The organism is Pseudomonas graminis (assembly GCF_900111735.1).
Taxonomy (GTDB): Bacteria; Pseudomonadota; Gammaproteobacteria; order Pseudomonadales; family Pseudomonadaceae; genus Aquipseudomonas; species Aquipseudomonas graminis.
Genome location: NZ_FOHW01000002.1, coordinates 293,274 through 317,632, shown reverse-complemented (window position 1 = coordinate 317,632; position 24,359 = coordinate 293,274). Strand labels below are relative to the sequence as shown.

Genomic DNA, 24,359 nt, shown 5'->3' with positions numbered 1-24,359 from the left:
AGGCGCTATACTGCCGCGCCTTTTCCTGCCGCGGCGCCTGATGGGCAGCCGGGCCAAAGGCCGTTCCCGCGAGTGTCCATTACACCCTGCGCGAACAGCCCTATTCAAAGTTCCCGCCTGAGAGAGGAGAACGCCCATGACCGTGATCAAGCAGGATGACCTGATCCAGAGCGTCGCCGACGCGCTGCAGTTCATCTCCTATTACCACCCCGTCGATTTCATTCAGGCCATGCACGAGGCCTACCTGCGTGAAGAATCCCCTGCCGCACGGGATTCCATGGCTCAGATTCTGATCAACTCGCGCATGTGCGCCACCGGCCATCGGCCGATCTGCCAGGACACCGGGATTGTCACCGTGTTCGTCCGCGTCGGCATGGACGTGCGCTGGGATGGCGCGACCATGGGCCTGGACGACATGATCAACGAAGGCGTGCGTCGCGCCTACAATCTGCCGGAAAACGTCCTGCGCGCCTCGATCCTCGCCGATCCGGCCGGCGCCCGTAAAAACACCAAGGACAACACCCCGGCGGTCATTCACTACTCCATCGTCCCGGGCAACACCGTGGAAGTGGACGTGGCGGCCAAGGGCGGTGGTTCGGAAAATAAATCGAAAATGGCGATGCTCAACCCGTCCGATTCGATCGTCGACTGGGTGCTCAAAACCGTGCCGACCATGGGCGCTGGCTGGTGCCCACCCGGCATGCTCGGTATCGGCATCGGCGGCACTGCCGAGAAAGCTGCGGTCATGGCCAAGGAAGTTTTGATGGAGTCCATCGACATCCACGAGCTCAAGGCACGCGGCCCGTCGAACCGTCTGGAAGAAATGCGTCTGGAGCTGTTCGAGAAGGTCAACCAACTGGGCATCGGCGCCCAGGGCCTTGGCGGTCTGACCACAGTGCTCGACGTCAAGATCATGGATTACCCGACCCACGCCGCATCGCTGCCGGTGTGCATGATCCCCAACTGCGCCGCCACCCGTCACGCCCACTTCGTGCTCGACGGCTCCGGCCCGGCTTCGCTGGAAGCACCACCGCTGGACGCTTACCCCGAGATCGTCTGGGAAGCCGGTCCGTCGGCGCGCCGCGTCAACCTCGACACGCTGACGCCGGAAGACGTGCAGAGCTGGAAGCCGGGCGAAACCGTCCTGCTCAACGGCAAGATGCTCACCGGTCGCGACGCGGCGCACAAGCGCATGGTCGAGATGCTCAACAAGGGCGAAACCCTGCCGGTGGACCTGAAGGGGCGCTTCATCTATTACGTCGGCCCGGTTGATCCGGTCGGTGATGAAGTGGTGGGGCCTGCCGGTCCGACCACAGCGACGCGGATGGACAAGTTCACCCGCCAGATCCTCGAGCAGACCGGCCTGTTGGGCATGATCGGCAAATCCGAGCGCGGCCCGACCGCCATCGAAGCGATCAAGGACAACAAAGCCGTTTACCTGATGGCCGTGGGTGGCGCTGCCTACCTGGTTGCTCAGGCGATCAAGAAATCGCAAGTGCTGGCCTTCCCGGAACTGGGCATGGAAGCGATCTACGAGTTCGAGGTCAAGGACATGCCGGTCACGGTTGCAGTAGACAGCCAGGGCGAGTCGGTTCACATCACCGGTCCCGCCATCTGGCAGAAGAAGATCAGTGAAAGCCTGGCGGTAGAAGTGCAGTAAGCGTTTCAATCGCTAAAACGAAAAAGCCCGACCTGCGTGTCGGGCTTTTTTGTGGGCGATGAGTTGTAAAGCGCTCACCCACGCCGATCCAGCACATTCACCACCAACCGATCCAGCCATCCCCACACCCGCTCCTGAACCCGTCGCCACAGCGGTCTGGATTTCCAGCCGTCCAGGGTGATTTCGCTGCTCACGGCGAAATCCTTGGTGAAGCTGGCGGTCACGGCATGGGTCAGCGCGGGGTCGATCGCTTCGAGGTTGGCCTCCAGGTTGAAACGCAGATTCCAGTGATCGAAGTTACATGAGCCGACGCTGACCCAGTCGTCGATCAGCACCATTTTCAAGTGCAGAAAGCACGGCTGGTATTCGAAGATTTTCACGCCGGCCTTGAGCAGGCGCGGGTAGTAGCGATGGCCGGCGTAGCGAACCGAGGGGTGATCGGTGCGCGGCCCGGTGAGCAACAAGCGCACGTCGACGCCACGGGAGGCGGCACGACGCAACGCGCGGCGGACTTTCCAGGTCGGCAGGAAATACGGGGTCGCCAGCCAGATGCGCGTCTTGCTGGTGTTCAGCGCACGCACCAGTGACTGCACGATATCCCGGTGCTGACGGGAGTCGGCATAGGCCACACGACCCAGTCCATTCCCGCTGACGGGCGCCTTGGGCAAGCGCGGCAGACCGAAGTTTTCCGCCGGCCGCCACGCCCGCCGCCGAGGGTTGGCGTGAAACTGGCGGTCGAACAGCGCCTGCCAGTCGATCACCAGCGGTCCACGAATCTCGACCATGACCTCATGCCACTCGCTGGTGTTCAGGTCAGGGCGCCAGAACTCGTCGGTGACACCTGTCCCGCCCACGACCGCCAGCTCTTTGTCGACCAGCAACAGTTTGCGGTGGTCGCGGTAGAGATTGCGCAAGCCCCGCCGCCAATGCACAGGATTATAGAAACGCAGGATCACGCCAGCGTCGGTCAGTCGCTTGCGCAGGCTGATCGTAAACGCCGCAGAGCCGAAGCCATCGAACAGACAACGCACGATGACCCCGCGACTCGCTGCACTGACCAGCGCCTCCACGATCGCTTCGGCACAGGCCCCGGCTTCCACCAGATACAGTTCGAGCTCGATCTGCTGCTGCGCGCCTTCTATCGCGGCGATCATGCGCGGAAAAAACGCCGGGCCGTCAATCAGCAGGTTGAACTGGTTTTCTTCACGCCACGGGAAGATCGCGCCCCTCACGAGCGGCGCGCCGTGGCGATCAAGTCACAGGCATCAACGGCAAATAGCGCGCAGGCGAACGAGGAAGGAAGGCGAATAGACATGCGGACTCCAGAGGGTGCGATACGCAACCCTATCCGGCTGTCTGACCGCAGGCAAACTTCAACGTTCTACGGTACCGGCGGCGACAAACGGCAGCCCTGGCGCTGGCCTTCCCAGCGGGCTTCGCTCTCGCGGCCCAGGCCTGTCGAAGTGATGCGCTTGTTCAGGGCGTCTTCGTCAAGCGTACTCGGCAGCCATTGCTTTACGTAGCTGCGGCAATAGTCCGCCGGGTTATTCATGACGAACCGACACGAGCAGTATTCCTTGGCGGTGTAGGCGCTGATGATGCTGGGGAACACCTGCAGTTGAACGCGCCAGTTCCAGATCAGGCCGGCAAGTATTAACAGAAGTAATATGCCGAGACTGCTGAACGGGCGGCATCGGATGAATGCTTTACGAGCGTTCATTGATCACCCTCCCCGGCCACGGCCTTCAGCGCCAGCTTGAGCAACTGGTTGTGGTCATAAGTGCCGTCGCGATCGTCGGCGTTGCGAACGATCACCAGTCCTGCGCTGGGGATCACGTACAGCGCCTGCCCCCAATGGCCGAGGGCCGCAAAGGTGTCGGGAGATGCGTCGGGCCAAGGGCCGGGCTTGCCGTCGGCGGTCTTGTTCAGCCACCAGTGACCGCCTGGGGCTTCATCGGTCGGCGTCGGGGTCAGGGATTTGAACGGCGTCAGATTGAAATCAACCCAGGCCTTGGGCAGCAACTGGCGGTCTTGCCAACGCCCGCCGCGCTCCATCAGCAGGCCGATGCGCGCCAGATCGCGGGCCGTCATGTACGCGTAGGACGACCCGACAAAAGTGCCGGCGGCGTCGCGCTCCCACGTGGCGCTGGTGATGCCCAGCGGGTCGAACAAGGCGGTCCACGGGTAATTGGCGTAAGCGCTGTCACCGACCATGCTTTTAAGTGCGGCGGCGAGGACGGTGCTGTCGCCACTGGAATAGCGGTATGAAGTGCCGGGCGCACTGGCGACGGCATGTTCGGCGGTGTACCGCGCCATGTCGCCGCGGCCACGGGTGTAAAGCATCGCCACCACAGACGAGTTGAGCGGCGCGTATTCGTAATCTTCCTGCCAGTCCAGCCCCGAAGCCCAGCGCAGCAGGTCCTGAAGTTTGATATCGGGATGCGCGCTGAACGGCGGGTAGAACCTGACGACGGGGTCTTCAAGCTTGAAACGGCTTTCACCAAACGCGACGCCAAGTACGCTCGCCAGAATGCTTTTGCTGATCGACCAGGTCAGGTGCGGGGTGTCTGCCCGGGTCACGCCGCCATAGCGTTCATACACCACTTCGCCGTCGTGAATGATCAGCAGCGCGTCTGTGCGCACGCCCTTGCGTTCGATCTCGTCGCGGGGCGGGAAGGCGTAAGCATCGAGGGCAGTAATGGCAGCGTTTTGACTGAGCAGGCGCTCGGACCAATCCGGCGTCGGCCAGGTTTCGGCAGCGGCTGAACAGCTGATGAGCAACAGCGCGAGTGTTAACAGCAGACGGCTCATGGACAGGACTCGGGCTCGGATGCAGGCAACCCTAGCACTCAATAATGACAGCCCATTGAACACAAACCCCTGTCACGCAACCATCACCAAAGCTTAATGGTCGTGACACGGCCTCTCCCTAGCCTGAATTCGTACAGCAATGCTCGAACAATCAGTCGACCCGCCTGGACGAAGGCGGGATTACGGAGATGCCGCATGACTCAGATCGCCAGCATTCGAGACACCCGAACCGAACGTCGCCTGCAGGCAGAACGCCTGACCGGTGATAAGGCCCTGCAGGAAGCACAGGCTTTGCGCTTCAGTGTGTTCAGTGGCGAATTCAACGCCAGGCTCAAGGGCGCCGAGCTGGGCCTGGACATTGATGATTACGACGTTCACTGCATGCACATCGGCGTGCGCGACCTGAGCAGCGGTCGTCTGGTCGCCACCACCCGCTTGCTGGACCACAAGGCCGCCAGCACCCTGGGCAAATTCTACAGCGAAGAAGAATTCAGCCTGCACGGCCTGCGGCATTTGCAGGGCCCAATCCTGGAGTTGGGTCGGACCTGCGTTGATCCGTCCTACCGCAACGGCGGCACCATCGCCGTGTTGTGGAGCGAACTTGCCGAGATCCTCAACGAAGGCGGCTACAGCTACCTGATGGGCTGCGCGAGCATTCCGATGCAGGACGGCGGCATTCAGGCCCACGCGATCATGCAGCGCTTGCGCGAACGTTATCTGTGTAATGAACACCTGCGCGCCGAACCGAAGAATCCGCTGCCGACACTGGACCTGCCCAACAACGTCATTTGTGAGATGCCGCCACTGCTCAAGGCTTACATGCGCCTTGGCGCGAAGATCTGCGGCGAACCGTGCTGGGACGAAGACTTCCAGGTGGCCGACGTCTTCATCCTGCTCAAGCGCGACGACCTGTGCCCACGCTACGCCCGCCACTTCAAGGCAGCGGTGTGATGAGCACGTGGCGCAGTCATGCGCGCGTGGTGCGGGTGCTGTGGGTCATTGCACTGGGCCTGAGCATCGCCGGTACCTTTGCCCTGATGGAACGTCTGCGCATCGGCAATTCCATGGCCCGTCGCCAGCGCTGGACCGCCTGGTTCATGGCGCGCCTGAGTGCCGCGCTGCCGTTCCGCGTGAAGGTCAGCGGCAAGCTGCCGAGCGAGCCGATGCTGTGGGTAAGCAATCATGTGTCATGGACCGACATTCCGTTGCTGGGGATGCTGGCGCCACTGTCGTTCCTGTCCAAGGCCGAAGTGCGCACCTGGCCCGTGGCGGGCTGGCTGGCCTTGAAAGCCGGAACGTTGTTCATCCGCCGGGGCTCGGGCGACAGCAAGCTGATTCAAAAGCAGATGGGCCAGCACTTGCTCGGCAGGCATTCGCTGGTGATCTTCCCTGAGGGCACCACCACCGACGGCCGCAGCTTGCGTACCTTCCACGGCCGCCTTCTGTCCAGCGCGATTGAAACCGGCGTGCCCGTGCAGCCTGTTGCCATTCAGTATGTGCGCGACGGCCAACCGGATCAGATTGCGCCGTTCATTGGCGACGACGACCTGCTCTCGCACTTGCGTCGTCTGTTTGCCAATGAGGTCAGCGAGGTGCATATCCAGTTGCTCTCGCCTATCGCTTCTGTGGGGAAAGAGCGCGCAGCGCTGGCGTTCGAAGCCCAGCAGGCGGTGCAGATCGCGCTATTCGGCGAGGCGGTTCAACCGGTGATGGTACGTTCCGCCGCCAAGGCCGCCTGAGCAAACGCCTGCAGCTCAGGATAAAACGCGCTGAAGTCGTCACTCAGTGGTCGATACAGCGCGTGCAACTCTTGGTTGACCCCGGCCAGCCCTTCCGGACGTGACAGGCGCCGCGAAATGCCGGCCAGTGCATCGCCCACCACCGAAAACTCACGGTACGAACCCAGCCAGTCTTGCGCCGCCATGCGCGGCGCAATCAGCGCCAGACGCTCCGGCAACGCAGGCTCTTCGGCCAGCACGCGGTAAACCTTACGCGTGAAGCCATCCAGGGGCTCATCCGAGTACTCGTGCCAGTCCCTCGCCAGGCAATGGTCGAAAAACACATCCAGCGCAATGCCGGCATAGCGGCGACGGCCATCGGGAAAACGTCCCAGTGCCTGCTTGATCAGCGGGTGCGAATCGGTGAATGCATCAATGCGCCGATGCAGATGAATCGCGCTTTCGATGTCCGCCGGGAAACGTCCGGGCAGCAGCCCTTTGACGAAGTCGCCGTACAGGCTGCCCAGCAATTGCGCCGGGGCCTGCCCGCCGAGGTGCAGGTGTGCGAGGTAATTCATGGTGCTTGCCTATTGCTGCGAGCCTTCTTTGTGCGCCTGACTCCGCCGAATGTGCGGGAACTCATGCGCAATGACGTTCGTACAGTCGCGACATTCCCTGCGCGTGTAAAGCGGGATTGCCGGTGAAGGCCCCACCGAGGTATCAGGCCATGCTCATATCGTTATAACCCGATATAACGATTCGGCCTCTCCTAAGCACCTAATCATATTTGTATATCGCGATTTATAGATATAAGGTTCGCCCCATCGCGATACAGCGCACCTGCACTGAGAACGACATGCCTACCGACATCGATATCGACGAAATCATCAAAGCCCTGGCCCACCCGGTTCGCCGGCAGATTCTGGACTGGCTCAAAGACCCGGTCACGACTTTCCCCGATCAGCGTCACACGATCGATGGTGGTGTGTGTGCCGGCCAGATCGACCAACGCGCCGGCCTGTCGCAGTCGACCGTTTCCGCCCATCTGGCAACGCTGCAACGTGCCGGTCTGATCACCAACCAGAAACACGGCCAGTGGCATTTTTTCAAGCGCAACGAAGACGTCATTCAGGCGTTCGTGCAGCAACTGGCGCAGCGGCTCTAAGCCCTGCGCCACACACCCGCCTTTCAGGAGACGCAACGTGCCCCTTTCACTACTCATTCTGGCCCTGAGCGCCTTTGCCATCGGGACGACCGAGTTCGTCATCATGGGCCTGCTTCCCGACGTCGCCAGCGACCTGGGCGTCAGCATTCCGGGTGCCGGCTGGCTGGTCACCGGTTACGCCCTGGGCGTCGCGATCGGCGCGCCGTTCATGGCGATGGCCACCGCCAGGCTGCCGCGCAAAGGCGCATTGGTGACGTTGATGGGCATCTTCATCATCGGCAACCTGCTCTGCGCACTGGCGGCGGACTACAACATCCTGATGTTCGCCCGTGTGGTCACCGCGTTGTGCCACGGCGCGTTCTTCGGCATCGGGTCGGTGGTGGCGGCAAATCTGGTCCCGGCCAATCGCCGCGCGTCGGCCGTCGCGCTGATGTTCACCGGCCTGACCCTGGCCAACGTCCTCGGCGTCCCGCTGGGCACCGCACTGGGACAACAAGCTGGCTGGCGCTCGACCTTCTACGCGGTGACGGTGATTGGCGTCATCGCCTTCATCGGCCTGATTCGCTTCCTGCCGAGCAAGCGGGATGAAGAGAAACTCGACATGCGCGCCGAACTGGCTGCACTCAAAGGCGCAGGCATCTGGCTGTCCCTGAGCATGACCGCGCTGTTCGCGGCCTCCGTGTTCGCGCTGTTCACCTACGTCGCGCCGCTGCTGGGCGAAGTCACCGGCGTCTCGCCTTTGGGCGTGACCTGGACGCTGATGCTCATTGGCCTTGGTCTGACGCTGGGCAACATCATCGGCGGCAAGCTCGCCGACCGCCGACTGGCCGCCACGCTGATCGGCGTGTTCATCGCCATGGCGGTGATCTCCACGGTGCTGAGCTGGACCAGCACGGCGCTGATTCCGGCCGAGATCACCCTGTTCCTCTGGGCCACCGCTGCATTTGCCGCCGTGCCTGCCCTGCAGATCAACGTGGTGACCTTCGGCAAGGCCGCGCCCAATCTGGTGTCCACCCTGAACATCGGCGCCTTCAACGTCGGCAACGCGCTGGGCGCCTGGGTCGGTGGCAGCGTCATCGCCCATGGTTTTGGCCTGACCACCGTGCCGCTGGCGGCCGGCGCACTCGCGGTGCTGGCCCTGCTGGTCACGCTGATTAACTTCAGGCAGCCCAACGATGCCGAACTGGCCGCCGTGACGAACTGATTCCCCGAATTTGAAACTGCGGATCCACCTTTTACCGATTGCACTAAGGATTTCACGATGACCACGATTTTTGACCCGATCAAGATGGGTGACCTGGAACTGGCCAACCGCATCATCATGGCGCCGCTGACCCGCTGCCGCGCCGACGAAGGCCGCGTACCCAACGCGATGATGGCCGAGTACTACGTACAGCGCGCCTCGGCCGGCCTGATCATCAGCGAAGCCACTTCGGTCATGCCGATGGGCGTTGGCTACCCCGACACCCCGGGCATCTGGTCCAACGATCAAGTGCGTGGCTGGGCCAACATCACCAAAGCCGTGCACGCGGCCGGCGGCAAGATTGTGCTGCAACTGTGGCACGTAGGGCGCGTTTCCCATCCGACCTACCTGAACGGCGAAACCCCGGTTGCGCCGAGCGCCATCCAGCCGAAAGGCCACGTGAGCCTGGTGCGTCCGCTGTCTGACTACGTCACCCCGCGCGCGCTGGAACTGGCAGAAATCGAAGAAATCGTCGACGCCTACCGCGTCGGTGCCGAGAACGCCAAGGCCGCCGGCTTTGACGGCGTCGAGATCCACGGCGCCAACGGTTACCTGCTCGACCAGTTCCTGCAAACCAGCACCAACACCCGCACCGATGCCTACGGCGGCTCGCTGGAAAATCGCGCGCGTCTGCTGCTGGAAGTGACCGACGCCGCCGTTGAAGTCTGGGGCGCTGGCCGCGTCGGCGTGCACCTGGCACCCCGCGCTGATGCCCACGACATGGGCGATGCCAACCTGGCCGAGACCTTCACCTACGTCGCTCGCGAACTCGGCAAACGCGGCATCGCCTTCATCTGCGCCCGCGAACGTGAACTCGACGACAGCCTCGGCCCACGCCTGAAAGAAGCGTTCGGCGGCGTGTTCATCGCCAACGAGAAATTCACCAAGGACAGCGCCAACGAGTGGCTGGCAAGCGGTAAGGCGGATGCAGTGGCGTTCGGCGTGCCCTTCATCGCCAACCCCGACCTGCCGGCACGTCTGGCCAAGGATGCACCGCTCAACGAACCTCATCCCGAAACCTTCTACGCCAAAGGCGCTGAGGGTTATCTGGATTACCCGACGCTGTAAGCCGCACCGCTCTTGAGTAATACAAGCAGAATAAAAAAGCCTCGACTCGAAAGAGCCGGGGCTTTTTTTACAACTAACGTTTCAACTTACAGCTCCGGTTATTCAGTAGCCAACACATTGCCTTCCGAATCCGTAACAGTGCCATCCGGGAACCGCCAGGTACCGTCCGGATAACTAACGGTGCCATCAGGGTGCATGTAACTGCCATCGGTATATTGATAGGTGCCGTCCGGGAACTTGATCGTCCCGTCTGCGTAAACAATGGTGCCATCCAGATACTGGACGTTGCCATCGGCATCCGTAACGTACTCGCCCCCGGCATCGGCTACGCGGCCGTCCGGCAATTGCTTGTCTCCGCTCGACAGCAGATACGTGCCCAACGGATACAGCAAAGAGACGACACCGGTAATCGTATCAACCACCGACAGCACTTCAGCCAGACGAGGTGGGATCAGCGGCCTGGGTGGCAGCACCAGCGACGCGGGTGGCTTGACCGGTCCCTTGATGACTGGCTTGGGAGGACGCGGTTTAGCAGCCGACTGCCGTGGTTTCACTGGTTTTACAGCAGGAGGTCGGATGACCGGCGGTTTAATCGGGGGCGGGGTCGTCACAGGTGGTTTGATACCCGGTGGGGTCGTCACGGGTGGCTTGATAACCGGAGGCTTTGTACCGCCTGGCTTTGTAACGGGAGGCTTGACGACCGTCTGCTTCGTCACGGGAGGTTTGATGCCGGGTTTGATTTTCGGCGGCTTTGCAGCATTTCGGGTAAGGCCTGCACCGCTGACGATGCTTTTACCGATCGAGGGGTTTTGGCCGTTCTTACTATTGAATCCATTCATTTCAGTCATCCTTGGCTGTGGTAACGAAACACCCCGTTTGAGTTGTATCGTTTGTTCTTCAAAAGAGCTTCGTCATTGATGCTCTTCACTGAGTGCGCGATAAAGAATAGCGCTGTTGCGAGTCACTGGTTAGAACCATAATTCAAAGCAAAATAAACGCAATTCAAAACCCGACAAAATATCAAAATCGGAAATGGCCTACGGAGCAGAGTTAAACATTCACTCCTCAACTTGTCTCCGCGTCATTTCCCCCGATGACGTCACAAACAGCGACGTCATCGGGGTGCTGCTTCAAGGTCGAGCATTCATCTGCTGCGACAACGTCTGAATCTGACTCTGCAACGTATTGATCGTCCGCGTCATCTGCCCACGAAACGCATCGAACTCGGCCAGACTCGCCCCCGTAGAAGCAGCCGCCGCCGGACGATTTTCCAACTCGCTCTTCACCACCACCATATCCTGCTCAAGCTGCTCGATCGCCTGACTGCCGTTCGCCTTTTTCAGACTTGCCACATCCGCAGTCAAACCCTTCAACTGCGTCTCCAGCCGCTCCTGCTCAGCCTGAATCGACTTCCCATCCGGGACCGCCGCCTTCAACGCCGCCAGCTCAGTCGCCACCGCCTTCAACTGATCCTGCAACTGCTGATTGACCGCCTGCTGCTGCGCACTCTGTGTGCTGATCTGCTCCAGCCGCTTGTCCAGCCCGCCCTGCAAACCGGCCACACCTTCCTGCTGTTTGTTCTGATCCGCCAACTGATCCTGCAACTGCTTGATCTGCGCCTTCAACGCCTCGCTGCTGCTGGCCATTGACTCGGTCGCCACCACCTTGCCGGAAATATCCTGCAAGCGCCCTGCCGCCTCCTCACTGATCCGCGCGAAGCTTTCCTGCGTTGCCACCAACTGCTGCTCCATCAACGAAACCTGCTGAAAACTCCACCAGCCCAGGCCACAAAAAGCGATAAACAGCACACAGATCAACGCCCACAAGGCACCGGTACCGGGCGCCTTCACCTTCACCACTGGCGTGTCGCGCGAATACACCGTCGTGCGCTCGCGAGCGCCGGGCGGCGGCAGAAAATCATCGTCATCGTCTTTGGCGCTGAGGCTCGGGACGTCATCGACGTCGTCATAGGGATCTTTGCGCATGGATTTACCTTTGAAAAAAACCGCTGAATCTGAATGGCTCGCAGTATAACCACGGATGTTGACGCCTTTTACAACGCGCCGCCGTGCTGGGCTTTCCACCAGCCGCAGAACTCGTCGAGGGCGGTCCACACGCTGACGTCGGGCTGGTAATCCAGATAATGCCTCGCGCGACTGATATCAAGCGTGAAATCACGGCTCATCACCTGCATCCCGATGCGCGACAGCGTCGGTTCAGGTTGTCCCGGCCAGATCAGGCACGCCGCCTCGTTCAAGGCTGCGGCGGTGTACCCCAGGCCGTACGACCGATAACGCCTTACCGGCGGCAATTCCATCTGGCGCATGACGTAATTGACCACGTCCCAGAGCGGGACCGGCGCGCCATTACTGATGTTGTAAACCTTACCCAATGCTGACCCTGCGGCGAGAAGACTGCTGAGCAGTGCCTCATTGAGGTTTTGAATGCTGGTGAAATCGACCTTGTTCAGGCCGTTGCCGATGATCGACAGGCGCTTCTTCTGCTGCATCTGCAGCAGGCGCGGGAAAATGCTCGTGTCACCCGCGCCTGTCACAAAACGCGGGCGCAGGGCGATGACTTCCAGACCGAACTCTTCGGCACCAAACACCTTTTGCTCGGCCAGGTATTTGGTCGCGGCATAGTGATTGCCGAAGCGCTTGGGCACTTGCTCCTCGCGGATGTCGAGGTGCGAGCGGCCATCGAAATAGATGGATGGCGACGACAGGTGCACCAGCCGCCGGACTCTTTGTTTCAGGCAGGCTTCAACGACGTTTTCGGTGACCTGAACGTTGCCCTGATGGAAGTCCTGGCGTCGCCCCCACGTCCCCACTGCCCCCGCGCAATGGACCACGGCCTCAATGTCGTCACACAGCGCATGCACAAGCTCCGGATCGCAGAGATCGCCCTGAATGAACTCGGCGCCGCGCCGGACCAGATGCTCGACACCCTCAGCGCGGCGGCCGTTGACCCGGACGCTCAGGCCTTGCTCCAGCGCGAAACGCGCGAAGCGTCCGCCGATGAAGCCGCCTGCGCCGGTGACCAGAATTTTCATTGCGTGCTCCGTTTCATCTTCTTTTACCTGTGATCGCCGCGGCGGTGCTGCGACCGATCCTACAATCTGCTGCGTCGACTACTGACGTTCACTCAGGCTGCAACGGCACCAGCCACTGCCCCGCTTTTTTCGCCAGATGGTCCGTCAGCTCTGTCAGCAACCGACCGCCATTGCGCCAATGATGCCAGTACAACGGCACATCAATGCAGTGATCGGCCAGCAACTCGACCAACTGACCGCTCGCCAATTGCCCACGAACCTGCAACTCAGGCACCAGTCCCCAGCCCATTCCGGCTTCGACCATGCGCGTGAAACCTTCGGACGACGGACATAAATGATGCTCGAATCCGCCCTCGACTCCCAGCGAAGCGAGATAGCGGTGCTGCAGGAAATCATCCGGGCCAAACACCAGCGCGGGCGATCGGGCCACCGCCTGGGGCGTCACGCCCTGCGGGAAATGCCGATCGATAAAGTCAGGGCTGGCCAGCGCCCGGTAGCGCATGGCGCCAAGCAATAGACTCCGCGCCCCTGCCACCGGCCGTTCACTGCCGCACAGGCACGCGGCCACTTCACCGGCGCGCATGCGCTTGAGGCCAACATCCTGGTCCTCGACCACCAGATCAGTGAGCAATCGATGCTCGGCACAGAAGTCCCCCACTGCGAGGGCCCACCAGGTGGCCAGGCTGTCGGCGTTCAGCGCGATGCGCAAACGTTCGGGCATACCGCCTTCGTCCAGCGCCGGTACCACGCTTTGCAGATCCCGCTCCAGCAAACGCACCTGCTGCACATGGTTGAGCAAGCGCCGGCCGATGTCTGTCGGCGTGGGCGGCGTCGCCCGAACCAGTACTGGCTGGCCGACCCGCGCCTCCAGAAGCTTGATGCGCTGGGATACCGCGGACTGCGAAAGACCAAGTACTTGGGCGGCGCGCTCGAAGCCGGCTTGTTCGATCACCGCCGCCAGCGCGGAAAGCAACTTGTAGTCGAACATCAGTTTCTCTAATGGGTGATGAGCTTTATTGGTTTTTCTTATACCCGCTGTCGGCTGACAATCGCCACCACTGATTCACGGCACACCCTCAATGGACGGCGAACTATCAATGACTGGCGAAACTTCCCTTAGCGCATTGCTGCGCAGCATGAACCCCGAACTGAACGACGGTGACTACGTGTTCTGCACCGTGACGGACAGCCGCCGTATAGAGGGGATTGAAGTCATCGGCAGCTTCCGGGAGCGTGAGGGCCTGACCGTCATCCTCGAACGCAGCCAGGCGCAGCAACTGGGCCTGGACTGCGATTACGTCATGGCCTGGATCACCCTGACCGTTCATTCCTCACTCGCGGCAGTCGGGTTGACCGCAGCGTTCGCCAGCGCACTGGGCCAGGCGGGCATCAGTTGCAACGTGGTCGCGGGCTTTTACCACGACCATCTTTTCGTGGGTAAGGACGACGCGCAGGAGGCCATGACTACCTTGCGCGCACTGGCCGCGAGCGCCTGATCGCTCCCATTTCTGAACTGATCGAGGCTCGGCATCATGTGGCAAAGTTACCTCAACGGCCTGCTGGTTTCTCTCGGGCTGATCATGGCCATCGGCACCCAGAACGCCTACGTGCTGGCGCAAAGTCTGCGTCGCGAACACCACCTTTCCGTGGCCCTGCTGTGCATCGTGTGCGATGCCGTACTGGTGGCCGCCGGCGTTTTCGGGCTGGCCAATGTGCTGGCCAACAACCCGACGCTGCTGGCGGTGGCACGCTGGGGCGGCGTGGTGTTTCTGCTGTGGTACGGCGCCATGGCCTTGCGCCGCGCGCTATCGCCGCAGAGCCTCGCAGAGGGCGACACTGACGGCCAGCGCTCACGCCGCGCGGTATTGCTGACCGCCCTGGCGGTGACCTTGCTGAACCCGCACGTTTATCTCGATACGGTCCTGCTGATCGGCTCCCTCGGCGCGCAGCAAGCGGTGCCCGGCGCCTATGTGGCCGGAGCGGCGAGCGCATCAGTCGTGTGGTTTTCCACGTTGGCGATTGGCGCCGCCTGGCTGGCCCCGTGGCTGGCACGCCCAACGACTTGGCGCCTGCTGGACCTGATGGTCGCGGTGATGATGTTCAGCGTGGCGGTGCAATTGATCAGAACGGCGTAAATATGCGCCTCGCCAAGAGCATACAGCCGCTGCCTGACAATGCGGCCGTAGATTTCTGTAGCGAGAGAGTTCCTTATAACAACGTCCGCACTCATCTGGCGCACAAAAATATTTAATACCCACAAACATTTATGACTGCCATGAAGCCTAAGCACCTCAAGCGTGCACTCCCTATTAGCAACGCACCAAAATATGAGCTTACATTTTTTCATTACGTTGTTGACACACTCAGAAATATATTTAAATCTAGTCCCGCCGAATGGTTCGGCATGTCAATTGCATAAGGAGAGCACCATGATTGCTATCAATCTTGAATCTAAAGCTTTGGCAAATTGGACTCAACTTGCCGGCCCAGTGAAAACTGCAAGCAAGTGACATGCGGGCCCGGAAGTAATTCTTCCGGGCTTTTTATCGTAGAGCGCCTCATGGAAGAGAACAGTGCCGTCCTATATCAGCTCAAATATTTTTTTCCTAATCAAGAACAACCAACTGGTGCTATGGGACTACGCTGCACATAAGCAATATTCCATTACCCAAGCGTACCTTTCACGGTTATTGCACCTTAGTCAAAACGCCCATGAAAATCCCGACAGGGACCATGCAATCGATCAAGATCTACTAGCGACGGGCCTATTGGCGGAGCATTCATTTCCAGTGGTTGATTGGGGGTGGGATGACCTTTCCAGAATTTTCCATTTTGGAACGAGTCATATCGACTACACAGAACAACCGACCAACACTCAGGAGTGGGCGATCGCGTACCAGGCCGCATGCGAAAACACAGTCGACGTGCCCATTCCAAAACTAAGGCATGAAGTTCAAAGCAGAAAAATAATAAACAGCATTCAGCTGGATGTCCCTGCTACTGATGAGACACATGACCTGCAGCATGCATTACTCACACGGCGTAGCGTGAGAGAGTTCTTGCCCCAGGCGGTCACAAAAAAACAACTTGAGTCGATACTCTATTTTTCCCTTGCTTATCTACCTTCACGAGCTGGCGATATTAGTGAGTTGTGCCCCGAGGGGCTGCGACATCGAAGAAGCAGCCCCTCAGGTGGAGGGCTCAATTCGATAGACGGATATGTCTACATCAGGAACGTCTCACAGATCCCTGCAGGTTTCTATTATTACAACCCTGCGCGCCACCAGTTAGAATTAATCAGCAGTGACCGTGAGTTCAGCCTAGGCAAAGCACTCAACGGACAGTTTTTCGCAGAGGACATCCCTTTCGGGATCTTCCTAACCTGCCAGTTCGACCGCCTTTGGTGGAAGTATCCTCATTCAAGAGCCTACCGCGTAGCGCTACTTGATGCAGGTCATCTATCCCAAACAGTACAGCTCATCTCAACCTCGCTGGGCCTCGGCACGTGGATCTCTGCAGCGATTGATGAATCCTGTCTGGAGCCAGTCATAGATCATCTCAACCGGTCAGCCCCCCTTCTGTTTGTCGGTGCCGGCGTCAGCACAGGCCGGGATATGCCGGCGGCCTTGGAAGAACTGCACGCCAACGGGAGAGTACACAATGATTATTGACAAATGTGCTCAGACCGAACGCGACGCACTGATGGTCTTTGGAGACTGGGACGAAGCGTCTACAGTACGCACGCAACCTTATGCCTACGACCTTTCAGGCTGGACTCGGGAGGGAGAACAACACGAGGACTGGTTCGTGTCAACGGCCCTTCCTTGGCTGGCTGACGACGCGGTCCACTCACGAGGAGAAGACGTCAGACAGGAGTTGCTGGCACGGTATCTGGTGATGTTCCTGGACTATACAACTGAACTCGAGACTAGGATTGTCAATCGCTCGATCGTCACGATCGCCCATGATCGAGTCGATTTTGGTTTATCTGCACCGCTCAAGCTCACAGGGCTGAAGTTGTATGCAGATGAAGCCTACCATGCCGTGATGTCAGCAGCCGTGGCTAATCAAGTGAGCGCTATTTACGGTATCAATAACCGCGAGATCACGTCCGAGCGAGTTCAAAATATTCGAGCACTGGCGGATGCAGTTGATCCGGTTCACGCTGAACTAGCGTGGTTCGTTATAGGATTCGTCTCAGAGACTGTTATCACCAAAGAATTCCTCAAAATTTCCAAGGCAACTATCTACACCCCCGTCTACCTGATGCTTCGCGACCACCTAGAGGATGAGTTAAAACACTCTCTCTATTTTTCCAACCTCTTTAGCATCATCTGGCAACGTGCTTCAAAGGCTCAGCAAACTTTCATTTCAACCTTTATCATCCACGCCATCTACGAGTTTTTTAGACTGCATAAAACATGGCTGTACGAAAGCCTTAGGTGCGTGGGCATAGATGATTCCAGCGCGGAAATTATCCATGAGCGACAACAAGGCGTTTTCCCACATCGCGCCAGAGCGAAGGCGGGCTGCACCGCGACGATAACGGCCATGAAGCGCAGCGGCTTCTTTAAAGACCCCCTAAATGTAGAGCGTTTCGTTGAGGCAGGACTTCTCTAATCAGACAACAGTTGAGTAGACCATGAATGATACGGCCAGGCCTTCCTCAAAAAAATCTGCAGTGCTTTTGCTTTCCTTAATGGTTGTGCTAGGCATGTTTCCACTTGATGTCATGCTCCCTTCCTACCCTGCACTGGCGAATGCCTTTGAAGTGAAAATCAATGAGGTCACGCTTTATGTGGCGATGTTCGCAGTGGGTTTTTCGATTTCACAAATCTTGATCGGCCCCCTGTCGGATAAATATGGGCGACCCATCATGCTGAAAATCGGGCTTGTGGTATCACTGATTGGTGTTATGGGGTGCCTTCTTTCAAACACTCACACCGCATTCGCCGCAGCTCGGGTGATACAAGGCGCAGGATGCGGATGCTTTGTCTTGGCTCAGGCCATCGTCCAGGATGTATTCACCGTCGAAGACCGCCAAAGAGTTCGCATCTACCTGCTTTCCTTGAGCGGCATCTGCATCTCTTTCTCACCTTTGCTCGGGACATACCTGCAATATGCGCTGGACTGGCAGGGAAGTTTTTACTTATTTGCAATCCTGGCGCTCATTCTTCTTGTCCAGATCGTGTTTTATTTCCCCAACTTGCAGGATCAGCCGTTATCCGCCCAAACCCAAAAACTGAGTCTTGTGAAGCGCTACGCCGACATTGTTACCTTCAGGCCGTTTGTATGTTCCTGGTTAACGTCTGCGATGGCATTCTCTTGCCACTTCGGCTTTATCGCTGTCTCCCCTATCATTTTTCTGGAAACACTGCAGGTATCGTCCCTTGCCTACTCACTTGTGCTGCTACTTTATGGAGCCGCGTATGTGGTGGGGGGATTGGTCGCTACACGGCTGTCCAAGACGCTGGCCGTCGATGCGCAAATAAAGATAGGGCTCGCCATCTCGGGGCTATCCGGAGTGATCATGGTCAGCATGATTCAATTTCAGCTTTCGATTGCCACAGTTGCCGTACCAATGATTATCTGCACGATTGGCACCACCCTGGTCAGGCCAGCAGCTGCCTCGCGGGCAATGGAGATGTTCAGCGAAAAAGCGGGCGCTTCGTCTGCTGCAGGCGGCACCATCATGTTTGTGACCGCGGGCTCGGTCAGCGTGATCCTTTCCAATGCGCCATTGCCCCCTCTGGAAAGCCTTTCGATTTTCATCGTCATTGCCACTGCGTTGGGCTATGCGTTCAACAAATGGGGAATCCCTGAAGGTCCAGTCCTCGGAGATACAGAAGCGGGGTCCTCACATTGATCATCGACCAGCGAGGTACGATCAATCGCGCTGCGCCCCTTGCCCACCAGGCGAAACGGTAGAACCGGGGAAAACGGCCTTGTCCCTTGGCCGGTCAAGCTTTTTAGCAGACATCGATGAGTGCCAGGAAGGGTTGCCCTGTCGCGACCGTGTGGCCAGTGAGCAGCCCCCCAGCCCGAATTCGGTCATTTCAGCGCAACGCTCTGGAACCTCTATCCCCTACAGTTGTTGCGTGGTTAAGGTCAGGGGCCGGTGCTATGATCCAGCCCCTGCGCTGCAAAGAGTACAAACTCGCCAGCGTAAGTTCTGTCTGGCCGCCCGTGATCGGCCTTGCGCAAACCGCAACTGACCTGATTAGGAGAATTACCATGGCTTTTGAATTGCCTCCGCTGCCGTACGCACATGATGCTCTGGCACCGCACATCTCCAAGGAAACTCTGGAATACCACCACGACAAGCACCACAACACCTATGTCGTGAACCTGAACAACCTGGTGCCAGGCACCGAGTTCGAAGGCAAGACTCTGGAAGAAATCGTCAAGACCTCTTCGGGCGGTATCTTCAACAACGCCGCTCAAGTCTGGAACCACACGTTCTACTGGAACTGCCTGGCGCCAAACGCCGGCGGCCAACCGACTGGCGCTCTGGCTGACGCGATCAACGCTGCTTTCGGCTCCTTCGACAAGTTCAAGGAAGAATTCAGCAAGACTTCCATCGGCACCTTCGGCTCCGGCTGGGGCTGGCTGGTGAAGAAAGCCGACGGCTCCCTGGCACTGGCCAGCACCATCGGCGCCGGCAACCCAATCACCAGCGGCGACACCCCGCTGCTGACCTGCGATGTCTGGGAACACGCTTACTACATCGACTACCGTAACCTGCGTCCAAAGTACGTCGAGGCGTTCTGGAACCTGGTCAACTGGAAGTTCGTTGCCGAGCAGTTCGAAGGCAAAAGCTTCACCGCCTGACGAATGCTTGAATGCTCGATAAAAAAAAGCCCGGCACGTCCGGGTTTTTTTTCGCCTTCTGTTTGTCGTTTATGTATTGTCTGGAAGCGATAGCGGACTAATATCAAATTCCGTGCTGATTCAAACGACTGGGCTCAAGTTTTCCCCGCGTACGACCGACACAGTGCGGATAGCCAGAGTGGTCTGCCTGTTAACTGTTTTCCCGATTGATGGAATCGCGCGCAAGCGAGAAGCGTCTGATCTGAATGCCTGCATTGCCAGTGCTTGCACGCATTCAGGCTGCTATCAGCATGGATGAAGGAATGGCCATTTGAAGCTGGAACTCAAACACAGCTTGTCGGTGAAGCTGCTTCGCGTTGTGCTGCTTTCAGCGCTGATCGTGGGAGTCGTGCTCAGTTGTGCACAGATCGTCTACGACGCGTACAAAACCCGCCAGGCCGTTGCCTCGGATGCCGAGCGTATCCTCGACATGTTTCGCGACCCGTCGACGCAGGCCGTTTACAGCCTGGACCGGGAAATGGGCATGCAGGTCATCGAAGGGTTGTTTCAGGATAAAGCCGTGCGGCAGGCGTCCATCGGTCACCCCAACGAGACGGTGCTCGCCGAGAAATCCCGCGAGCTCGATGTCACCCCCACCCGCTGGCTGACCGATCTGATCCTTGGCCAGGAACGCAGCTTTACTACGCAACTGGTCGGCCGCAGCCCGTACAGCGAATACTACGGCGACCTGCGCATCACACTGGACACTGCCACCTACGGCGAAACCTTCCTCACCAACTCGATGATCATCTTCATCTCCGGCGTGTTGCGCGCGCTGGCATTGGGTGTGGTGCTGTACCTGGTTTATCACTGGCTGCTGACCAAACCGCTGTCGAGAATCATCGAGCACCTGACCACCATCAACCCCGACCGCCCCAGCGAACACCAATTGCCTCTGCTCAAAGGCCACGAAAAAAACGAGCTGGGGGTCTGGGTCAACACCGCCAACCAACTGCTGGCCTCCATCGAGCGCAACACCACGCTGCGTCACGAGGCTGAATCGAGCCTGTTGCGGATGGCCCAATACGACTTCCTCACCGGGCTGCCCAACCGGCTGCAACTGCAGAAGCAACTGGACAAAATCCTCGTCGATTCCGGAAAAGCGCAGCACCGCGTCGCAGTGTTGTGCGTCGGTCTGGATGACTTCAAAGGCATCAACGAACAATTCAGTTATCAGGCTGGCGATCAGTTGCTGCTGGCCCTCGCCGATCGATTGCGCAGCCACAGCGGCCGCCTCGGCGCCCTCGCCCGTCTGGGCGGCGACCAGTTCGCGCTGGTTCAGGCCGATATCGAACAGCCTTATGAAGCCGCCGAGCTGGCGCAGAACATTCTCGACGACCTGGAAGCGCCCTTCGCCGTCGATCAGCAGGAGATTCGCCTGCGCGCCACCATCGGCATCACGCTGTTCCCCGAAGATGGCGACAGCACCGAGAAGCTGCTGCAGAAAGCCGAACAGACCATGACGCTGGCAAAGACCCGCTCGCGCAATCGCTACCAGTTTTATATCGCCAGCGTCGACAGCGAGATGCGCCGTCGTCGCGAGCTGGAGAAGGACCTGCGCGAAGCCATGGCCCGCGAGCAGTTTCATCTGGTCTATCAGCCGCAGATCAGTTATCGGGATCACAGTGTGGTCGGCGTCGAAGCATTGATCCGCTGGATTCATCCGGAACATGGCTTCGTGCCGCCTGACCTGTTCATCCCGCTGGCCGAGCAGAACGGCACTATCATCGCCATCGGCGAGTGGGTGCTGGATCAGGCCTGCAAACAGCTGCGCGAATGGCACGATCAGGGCTTCAGCGACCTGCGCATGGCGGTGAACCTGTCCACCGTGCAGCTGCACCACGCCGAACTGCCGCGGGTGGTGAACAACCTGCTGCAGATCTACCGCCTGCCGCCCCGTAGCCTGGAGCTGGAAGTCACGGAAACCGGCCTGATGGAAGACATCACCACCGCCGCGCAGCACTTGCTGAGCCTGCGCCGCTCCGGGGCGCTGATCGCCATCGATGACTTCGGCACCGGTTATTCATCGCTGAGCTATCTGAAAAGCCTGCCGCTGGACAAGATCAAGATCGACAAGAGCTTCGTGCAGGATTTGCTCGACGACGATGACGACGCGACGATCGTGCGCGCCATCATCCAGCTTGGCAAAAGCCTGGGCATGCAGGTGATTGCCGAGGGTGTGGAGACCGCCGAGCAAGAGGCGTACATCATTTCCGAGGGTTGCCACGAGGGTCAGGGCTATTTCTACAGCAAGCCGCTGCCGGCGCGGGAGCTGCTGGTGTACCTGAAGCAGGCACGGCGCACTCACAGCGAGGCGCTCTAGAACAGCTGCCTTTCAACGCGAAGGCAGCCGCTGCGCAGATTCCCCTCGCCATTCCGACGCCGCCACTTAACCCTCTCCTTGAAACAGCTTGAAATATCTCCTCCCGACTGCCTGGGCAAATGGCCTTTACACAGAATGCAAATCTTTCGCATTATGTCGCAGCATTTTTTGGCGTTCGCCACCGTTCACACCTCTTCTCGATGCAGGATTCCGTCATGATTCGTATGCCCCTGGCAACCGCAAGTCTGCTGGCTGTCGCTATTGCTCTGGCCGGTTGTGATCAAGGCAAGGACAAACCCGCCGCTGCAGCGCCTGCCCCGGCTCCTGCCGCAGCGGCCGCCCCGGCCACAGCGCCAACCCCAGCCGCTGCGCCTGCCCAGTCCAGCGAAGCCGCCACCAAAGCAGTGGTCGCCAATTACGCCAACATGGTATTTGCCGTCTTCAGCGACGCCGAATCCACTGCCAAAAACCTCAGCACGGCAGTCGACGCTTTCCTCGCCGCCCCCAATGACCAGACCCTGAAAGCAGCGCGTGCAGCATGGGTCGCGGCGCGCGTGCCGTACATGCAGACGGAAGTGTTCCGCTTCGGCAATACCATCATCGACGACTGGGAAGGTCAGGTGAACGCATGGCCGCTGGACGAAGGCCTGATCGACTACGTCGCCAAGGATTACCAGCACGCACTGGGCAATCCGGGCGCCACCGCCAACATCATCGCCAACAAGTCGGTGCAAGTGGGCGAGGACAAAGTTGACGTCAGCGACATCACCCCTGAAAAACTCGCCAGCCTGAACGAGCTGGGCGGTTCGGAAGCCAACGTAGCGACCGGTTACCACGCCATCGAATTCCTGCTCTGGGGCCAGGACCTGCACGGCACCGGCCCGGGCGCCGGCGAGCGTCCGGCCAGCGACTACATCGAAGGTCAGGGCGGCACCGGCGGCCACAACGACCGCCGGCGCGCCTACCTGAAAGCAGCCACCGATCTGCTGGTGAGCGACCTCGAAGAGATGGTCAACAACTGGAAGCCGGGCGTCGCTGACAACTACCGCGCCACGCTGGAAGCAGAATCCGCCGAAAGCGGGCTGCGCAAAATGCTGTTCGGCATGGGCAGCCTGTCGCTGGGTGAACTGGCAGGCGAGCGCATGAAAGTCGCGCTGGAAGCCAATTCCAGCGAAGACGAGCACGATTGCTTCAGCGACAACACCCACAACTCGCACTTCTATAACGGCCTGGGCATCCGCAACGTTTACCTGGGCGAATACACCCGCGTCGACGGCAGCAAAGTGACCGGCCCAAGCCTGTCTTCGCTGGTGGCCAAGGCCGACGCCGCGACCGACCAGACCGTGCGTGCCGACCTCGACGCCACCCAGGCAAAGCTGCAGGTCATCGTCGACCATGCCAACAAGGGCGAGCATTTCGACCAACTCATCGCGGCGGGCAATACAGCGGGCAACCAGGTCGTGCGCGACGCCATCGCCGCGCTGGTCAAACAGACCGGCGCGATCGAGCAAGCGGCCGGCAAGCTGGGCATCACTGACCTGAATCCGGACAATGCCGACCACGAGTTCTGATCCGCTTCACGCCCTGTAGGGCCGCAGCCTTACAAGCACCCGGCTGACGCCGGCCCCGCTGCAAACGAATGCCGACCCGACCACGGGCCGGCATTTTTTTCGTCAATCGAAGCTGCAAACCCTACCAAAACCGGCGTTATCCGGGGACCGGTCTGTAAGCTTTGTAGGGCATTTCCTGTTCGTTCCTTGTCGGATTGAACACGCCTCCCCCGCCGCCGATCATGCGCACTTCCTTGACCCCACCCTATCCAGGAGGAGACAGAAAGTGCCCAAGAGAAACAAAAAAAGGCGCCGCGTCAGCAAGCTCAAAGCCAACGATTACGGTATCCACCTGCTGGTCGGCGTCAAGGGCCCGCGTGCCTGGAAGGTGACGATCTACCGCGATGGCAGGACCTTCAACCGGCTGTTTTCATTCTCCCGCTACGGCGGCCGTGATCCGGCACGACAGGCCGCAGACGCGTGCCGTGACCAGTTGCTGCTGGCACACTTGCCCAAGCTCAGCCGCGACATCCGTCAACGCATCATCGCCACCAACACCAGCGGCTATCCGGGGGTGCATTACCGCTGCTACACCGGCATCGCCTATTGGGTGGCGCGGACCACGCTGCGCAACGGCAGCAGCGTCACCAAGTCGTTCAGGGTCGAGCACTACGGCTATGAGCGGGCCAAGGAGCTGGCGATCCGCGAGCGCGAACGGCAACTCGACGGCATTGGCGATTACCGGTCATTCAAGGTGGTTGAGGGCGAACGACGCCTGATGCAATTACTCGTGGAAAACCCGGCCCTGGAGATCGCCGGCGCGTGAGCGTTGCCTGCCCGTTGCCAGCCGATCATTTGGTAACAACACGTTACGAGAGGACCTTCAAACGCTAATCCCT

At 59.5% G+C, this 24,359-nt stretch carries 23 protein-coding genes; 15 read left to right on the top strand and 8 right to left on the bottom strand.

The features are described from left to right. Positions 1-136: 136 nt before the first annotated feature. Positions 137-1,660 carry a fumarate hydratase gene (locus tag BMY98_RS03290; RefSeq protein ID WP_074884606.1) on the top strand — a complete coding sequence of 508 codons (1,524 nt, stop codon included), beginning with the start codon at positions 137-139 and terminating at the stop codon, positions 1,658-1,660. A 74-nt stretch (positions 1,661-1,734) separates the two neighbouring features. Here the strand turns inward: BMY98_RS03290 and BMY98_RS03285 are convergent, their stop codons facing one another. The 3 genes from BMY98_RS03285 to BMY98_RS03275 all read right to left on the bottom strand — a co-directional run bounded on the left by BMY98_RS03285 (position 1,735) and on the right by BMY98_RS03275 (position 4,471). Then, on the bottom strand, positions 1,735-2,892 hold the full coding sequence (locus tag BMY98_RS03285; protein ID WP_074884603.1) for a phospholipase D-like domain-containing protein: 1,158 nt from the start codon (positions 2,890-2,892) through the stop codon (positions 1,735-1,737). A gap of 149 nt (positions 2,893-3,041) precedes the next feature. Then, positions 3,042-3,380, bottom strand: coding sequence for an amidase (locus BMY98_RS03280; RefSeq protein ID WP_074884601.1), 339 nt, complete (start codon positions 3,378-3,380; stop codon positions 3,042-3,044). Then, positions 3,377-4,471, bottom strand: coding sequence for a serine hydrolase domain-containing protein (locus BMY98_RS03275; protein ID WP_074884598.1), 1,095 nt, complete (start codon positions 4,469-4,471; stop codon positions 3,377-3,379). Before BMY98_RS03275 ends, BMY98_RS03280 begins: the two co-directional genes overlap by 4 nt. Before the next feature lie 195 nt (positions 4,472-4,666). Between BMY98_RS03275 and olsB the strand changes: the two genes are divergently transcribed. Then, the gene (olsB, locus tag BMY98_RS03270; RefSeq protein WP_074884596.1) at positions 4,667-5,422 is read left to right on the top strand and encodes an L-ornithine N(alpha)-acyltransferase; all 756 of its coding nucleotides are present in this window, start codon (positions 4,667-4,669) and stop codon (positions 5,420-5,422) included. Further along, the gene (locus BMY98_RS03265) at positions 5,422-6,210 is read left to right on the top strand and encodes a lysophospholipid acyltransferase family protein (RefSeq protein ID WP_074884593.1); all 789 of its coding nucleotides are present in this window, start codon (positions 5,422-5,424) and stop codon (positions 6,208-6,210) included. Before olsB ends, BMY98_RS03265 begins: the two co-directional genes overlap by 1 nt. Here the strand turns inward: BMY98_RS03265 and BMY98_RS03260 are convergent. Continuing rightward, on the bottom strand, positions 6,171-6,767 hold the full coding sequence (locus tag BMY98_RS03260; RefSeq protein ID WP_074884590.1) for an acyl carrier protein phosphodiesterase: 597 nt from the start codon (positions 6,765-6,767) through the stop codon (positions 6,171-6,173). The two genes, BMY98_RS03265 and BMY98_RS03260, sit on opposite strands and share 40 nt — an antisense overlap. A 278-nt stretch (positions 6,768-7,045) precedes the next feature. On the opposite strand from BMY98_RS03260, the gene BMY98_RS03255 reads away from it, so the two are divergent. From BMY98_RS03255 to BMY98_RS03245, 3 genes are read left to right on the top strand one after another with little or no spacing between them, the layout of a single operon-like run. Continuing rightward, positions 7,046-7,354, top strand: coding sequence for an ArsR/SmtB family transcription factor (locus BMY98_RS03255; RefSeq protein WP_074884588.1), 309 nt, complete (start codon positions 7,046-7,048; stop codon positions 7,352-7,354). A 37-nt stretch (positions 7,355-7,391) separates the two neighbouring features. Next, positions 7,392-8,558, top strand: a complete 1,167-nt coding sequence (locus BMY98_RS03250; protein ID WP_074884585.1) for an MFS transporter — start codon at positions 7,392-7,394, stop codon at positions 8,556-8,558. A 57-nt stretch (positions 8,559-8,615) separates the two neighbouring features. Beyond that, the gene (locus tag BMY98_RS03245) at positions 8,616-9,665 is read left to right on the top strand and encodes an alkene reductase (protein WP_074884582.1); all 1,050 of its coding nucleotides are present in this window, start codon (positions 8,616-8,618) and stop codon (positions 9,663-9,665) included. Positions 9,666-9,763: 98 nt separating this feature from the next. Here BMY98_RS03245 and BMY98_RS26655 read toward each other — a convergent pair whose 3' ends face one another. From BMY98_RS26655 to BMY98_RS03225, 4 genes are all read right to left on the bottom strand, one after another. After that, complete coding sequence (locus BMY98_RS26655) at positions 9,764-10,504, bottom strand: SMP-30/gluconolactonase/LRE family protein (RefSeq protein WP_074884579.1); 741 nt, start codon at positions 10,502-10,504, stop codon at positions 9,764-9,766. Between the two features lie 291 nt (positions 10,505-10,795). After that, positions 10,796-11,650 carry an ATPase gene (locus BMY98_RS03235; RefSeq protein WP_074884576.1) on the bottom strand — a complete coding sequence of 285 codons (855 nt, stop codon included), beginning with the start codon at positions 11,648-11,650 and terminating at the stop codon, positions 10,796-10,798. 68 nt (positions 11,651-11,718) lie between these two features. Beyond that, the gene (locus BMY98_RS03230) at positions 11,719-12,717 is read right to left on the bottom strand and encodes an NAD-dependent epimerase/dehydratase family protein (protein ID WP_074884574.1); all 999 of its coding nucleotides are present in this window, start codon (positions 12,715-12,717) and stop codon (positions 11,719-11,721) included. Positions 12,718-12,805: 88 nt separating this feature from the next. Further along, on the bottom strand, positions 12,806-13,705 hold the full coding sequence (locus BMY98_RS03225; protein ID WP_074884571.1) for a LysR family transcriptional regulator ArgP: 900 nt from the start codon (positions 13,703-13,705) through the stop codon (positions 12,806-12,808). A gap of 109 nt (positions 13,706-13,814) precedes the next feature. Between BMY98_RS03225 and BMY98_RS03220 the strand changes: the two genes are divergently transcribed. The 9 genes from BMY98_RS03220 to BMY98_RS03180 all read left to right on the top strand — a co-directional run bounded on the left by BMY98_RS03220 (position 13,815) and on the right by BMY98_RS03180 (position 24,286). Beyond that, a complete protein-coding gene (locus tag BMY98_RS03220; protein ID WP_074884568.1) occupies positions 13,815-14,213 on the top strand; it encodes an ACT domain-containing protein in 399 nt (132 codons plus the stop codon). A 36-nt stretch (positions 14,214-14,249) separates the two neighbouring features. After that, the gene (locus tag BMY98_RS03215) at positions 14,250-14,852 is read left to right on the top strand and encodes a LysE/ArgO family amino acid transporter (RefSeq protein ID WP_074884565.1); all 603 of its coding nucleotides are present in this window, start codon (positions 14,250-14,252) and stop codon (positions 14,850-14,852) included. Positions 14,853-15,290: 438 nt separating this feature from the next. Further along, positions 15,291-16,388, top strand: coding sequence for a SagB/ThcOx family dehydrogenase (locus BMY98_RS03210; RefSeq protein ID WP_074884562.1), 1,098 nt, complete (start codon positions 15,291-15,293; stop codon positions 16,386-16,388). Beyond that, the gene (locus BMY98_RS03205) at positions 16,378-17,337 is read left to right on the top strand and encodes a diiron oxygenase (RefSeq protein WP_074884559.1); all 960 of its coding nucleotides are present in this window, start codon (positions 16,378-16,380) and stop codon (positions 17,335-17,337) included. Before BMY98_RS03210 ends, BMY98_RS03205 begins: the two co-directional genes overlap by 11 nt. A 22-nt stretch (positions 17,338-17,359) precedes the next feature. Next, the gene (locus tag BMY98_RS03200; protein ID WP_074884556.1) at positions 17,360-18,583 is read left to right on the top strand and encodes an MFS transporter; all 1,224 of its coding nucleotides are present in this window, start codon (positions 17,360-17,362) and stop codon (positions 18,581-18,583) included. 368 nt (positions 18,584-18,951) lie between these two features. Beyond that, positions 18,952-19,548, top strand: a complete 597-nt coding sequence (locus BMY98_RS03195; RefSeq protein WP_065992213.1) for a superoxide dismutase — start codon at positions 18,952-18,954, stop codon at positions 19,546-19,548. Between the two features lie 310 nt (positions 19,549-19,858). Beyond that, complete coding sequence (locus BMY98_RS03190; RefSeq protein ID WP_074884554.1) at positions 19,859-21,910, top strand: putative bifunctional diguanylate cyclase/phosphodiesterase; 2,052 nt, start codon at positions 19,859-19,861, stop codon at positions 21,908-21,910. A gap of 215 nt (positions 21,911-22,125) precedes the next feature. After that, a complete protein-coding gene (locus tag BMY98_RS03185) occupies positions 22,126-23,481 on the top strand; it encodes an imelysin family protein (RefSeq protein WP_074884551.1) in 1,356 nt (451 codons plus the stop codon). Between the two features lie 265 nt (positions 23,482-23,746). Beyond that, positions 23,747-24,286: an AP2/ERF family transcription factor gene (locus BMY98_RS03180; RefSeq protein ID WP_074884547.1), complete on the top strand. Its 540-nt coding sequence runs from the start codon at positions 23,747-23,749 to the stop codon at positions 24,284-24,286. Positions 24,287-24,359: the final 73 nt, after the last annotated feature.

Bases quoted from the DNA above. Each gene is read 5' to 3' on its own strand.
- BMY98_RS03290 (WP_074884606.1), top strand. From the start codon at position 137: ATGACCGTGATCAAGCAGGATGACCTGATCCAGAGCGTCGCCGACGCG.
- BMY98_RS03280 (WP_074884601.1), bottom strand. From the start codon at position 3,380: ATGAACGCTCGTAAAGCATTCATCCGATGCCGCCCGTTCAGCAGTCTC.
- BMY98_RS03275 (WP_074884598.1), bottom strand. From the start codon at position 4,471: ATGAGCCGTCTGCTGTTAACACTCGCGCTGTTGCTCATCAGCTGTTCA.
- olsB (WP_074884596.1), top strand. From the start codon at position 4,667: ATGACTCAGATCGCCAGCATTCGAGACACCCGAACCGAACGTCGCCTG.
- BMY98_RS03265 (WP_074884593.1), top strand. From the start codon at position 5,422: ATGAGCACGTGGCGCAGTCATGCGCGCGTGGTGCGGGTGCTGTGGGTC.
- BMY98_RS03260 (WP_074884590.1), bottom strand. From the start codon at position 6,767: ATGAATTACCTCGCACACCTGCACCTCGGCGGGCAGGCCCCGGCGCAA.
- BMY98_RS03255 (WP_074884588.1), top strand. From the start codon at position 7,046: ATGCCTACCGACATCGATATCGACGAAATCATCAAAGCCCTGGCCCAC.
- BMY98_RS03245 (WP_074884582.1), top strand. From the start codon at position 8,616: ATGACCACGATTTTTGACCCGATCAAGATGGGTGACCTGGAACTGGCC.
- BMY98_RS26655 (WP_074884579.1), bottom strand. From the start codon at position 10,504: ATGAATGGATTCAATAGTAAGAACGGCCAAAACCCCTCGATCGGTAAA.
- BMY98_RS03235 (WP_074884576.1), bottom strand. From the start codon at position 11,650: ATGCGCAAAGATCCCTATGACGACGTCGATGACGTCCCGAGCCTCAGC.
- BMY98_RS03230 (WP_074884574.1), bottom strand. From the start codon at position 12,717: ATGAAAATTCTGGTCACCGGCGCAGGCGGCTTCATCGGCGGACGCTTC.
- BMY98_RS03225 (WP_074884571.1), bottom strand. From the start codon at position 13,705: ATGTTCGACTACAAGTTGCTTTCCGCGCTGGCGGCGGTGATCGAACAA.
- BMY98_RS03220 (WP_074884568.1), top strand. From the start codon at position 13,815: ATGACTGGCGAAACTTCCCTTAGCGCATTGCTGCGCAGCATGAACCCC.
- BMY98_RS03215 (WP_074884565.1), top strand. From the start codon at position 14,250: ATGTGGCAAAGTTACCTCAACGGCCTGCTGGTTTCTCTCGGGCTGATC.
- BMY98_RS03205 (WP_074884559.1), top strand. From the start codon at position 16,378: ATGATTATTGACAAATGTGCTCAGACCGAACGCGACGCACTGATGGTC.
- BMY98_RS03200 (WP_074884556.1), top strand. From the start codon at position 17,360: ATGAATGATACGGCCAGGCCTTCCTCAAAAAAATCTGCAGTGCTTTTG.
- BMY98_RS03195 (WP_065992213.1), top strand. From the start codon at position 18,952: ATGGCTTTTGAATTGCCTCCGCTGCCGTACGCACATGATGCTCTGGCA.
- BMY98_RS03185 (WP_074884551.1), top strand. From the start codon at position 22,126: ATGATTCGTATGCCCCTGGCAACCGCAAGTCTGCTGGCTGTCGCTATT.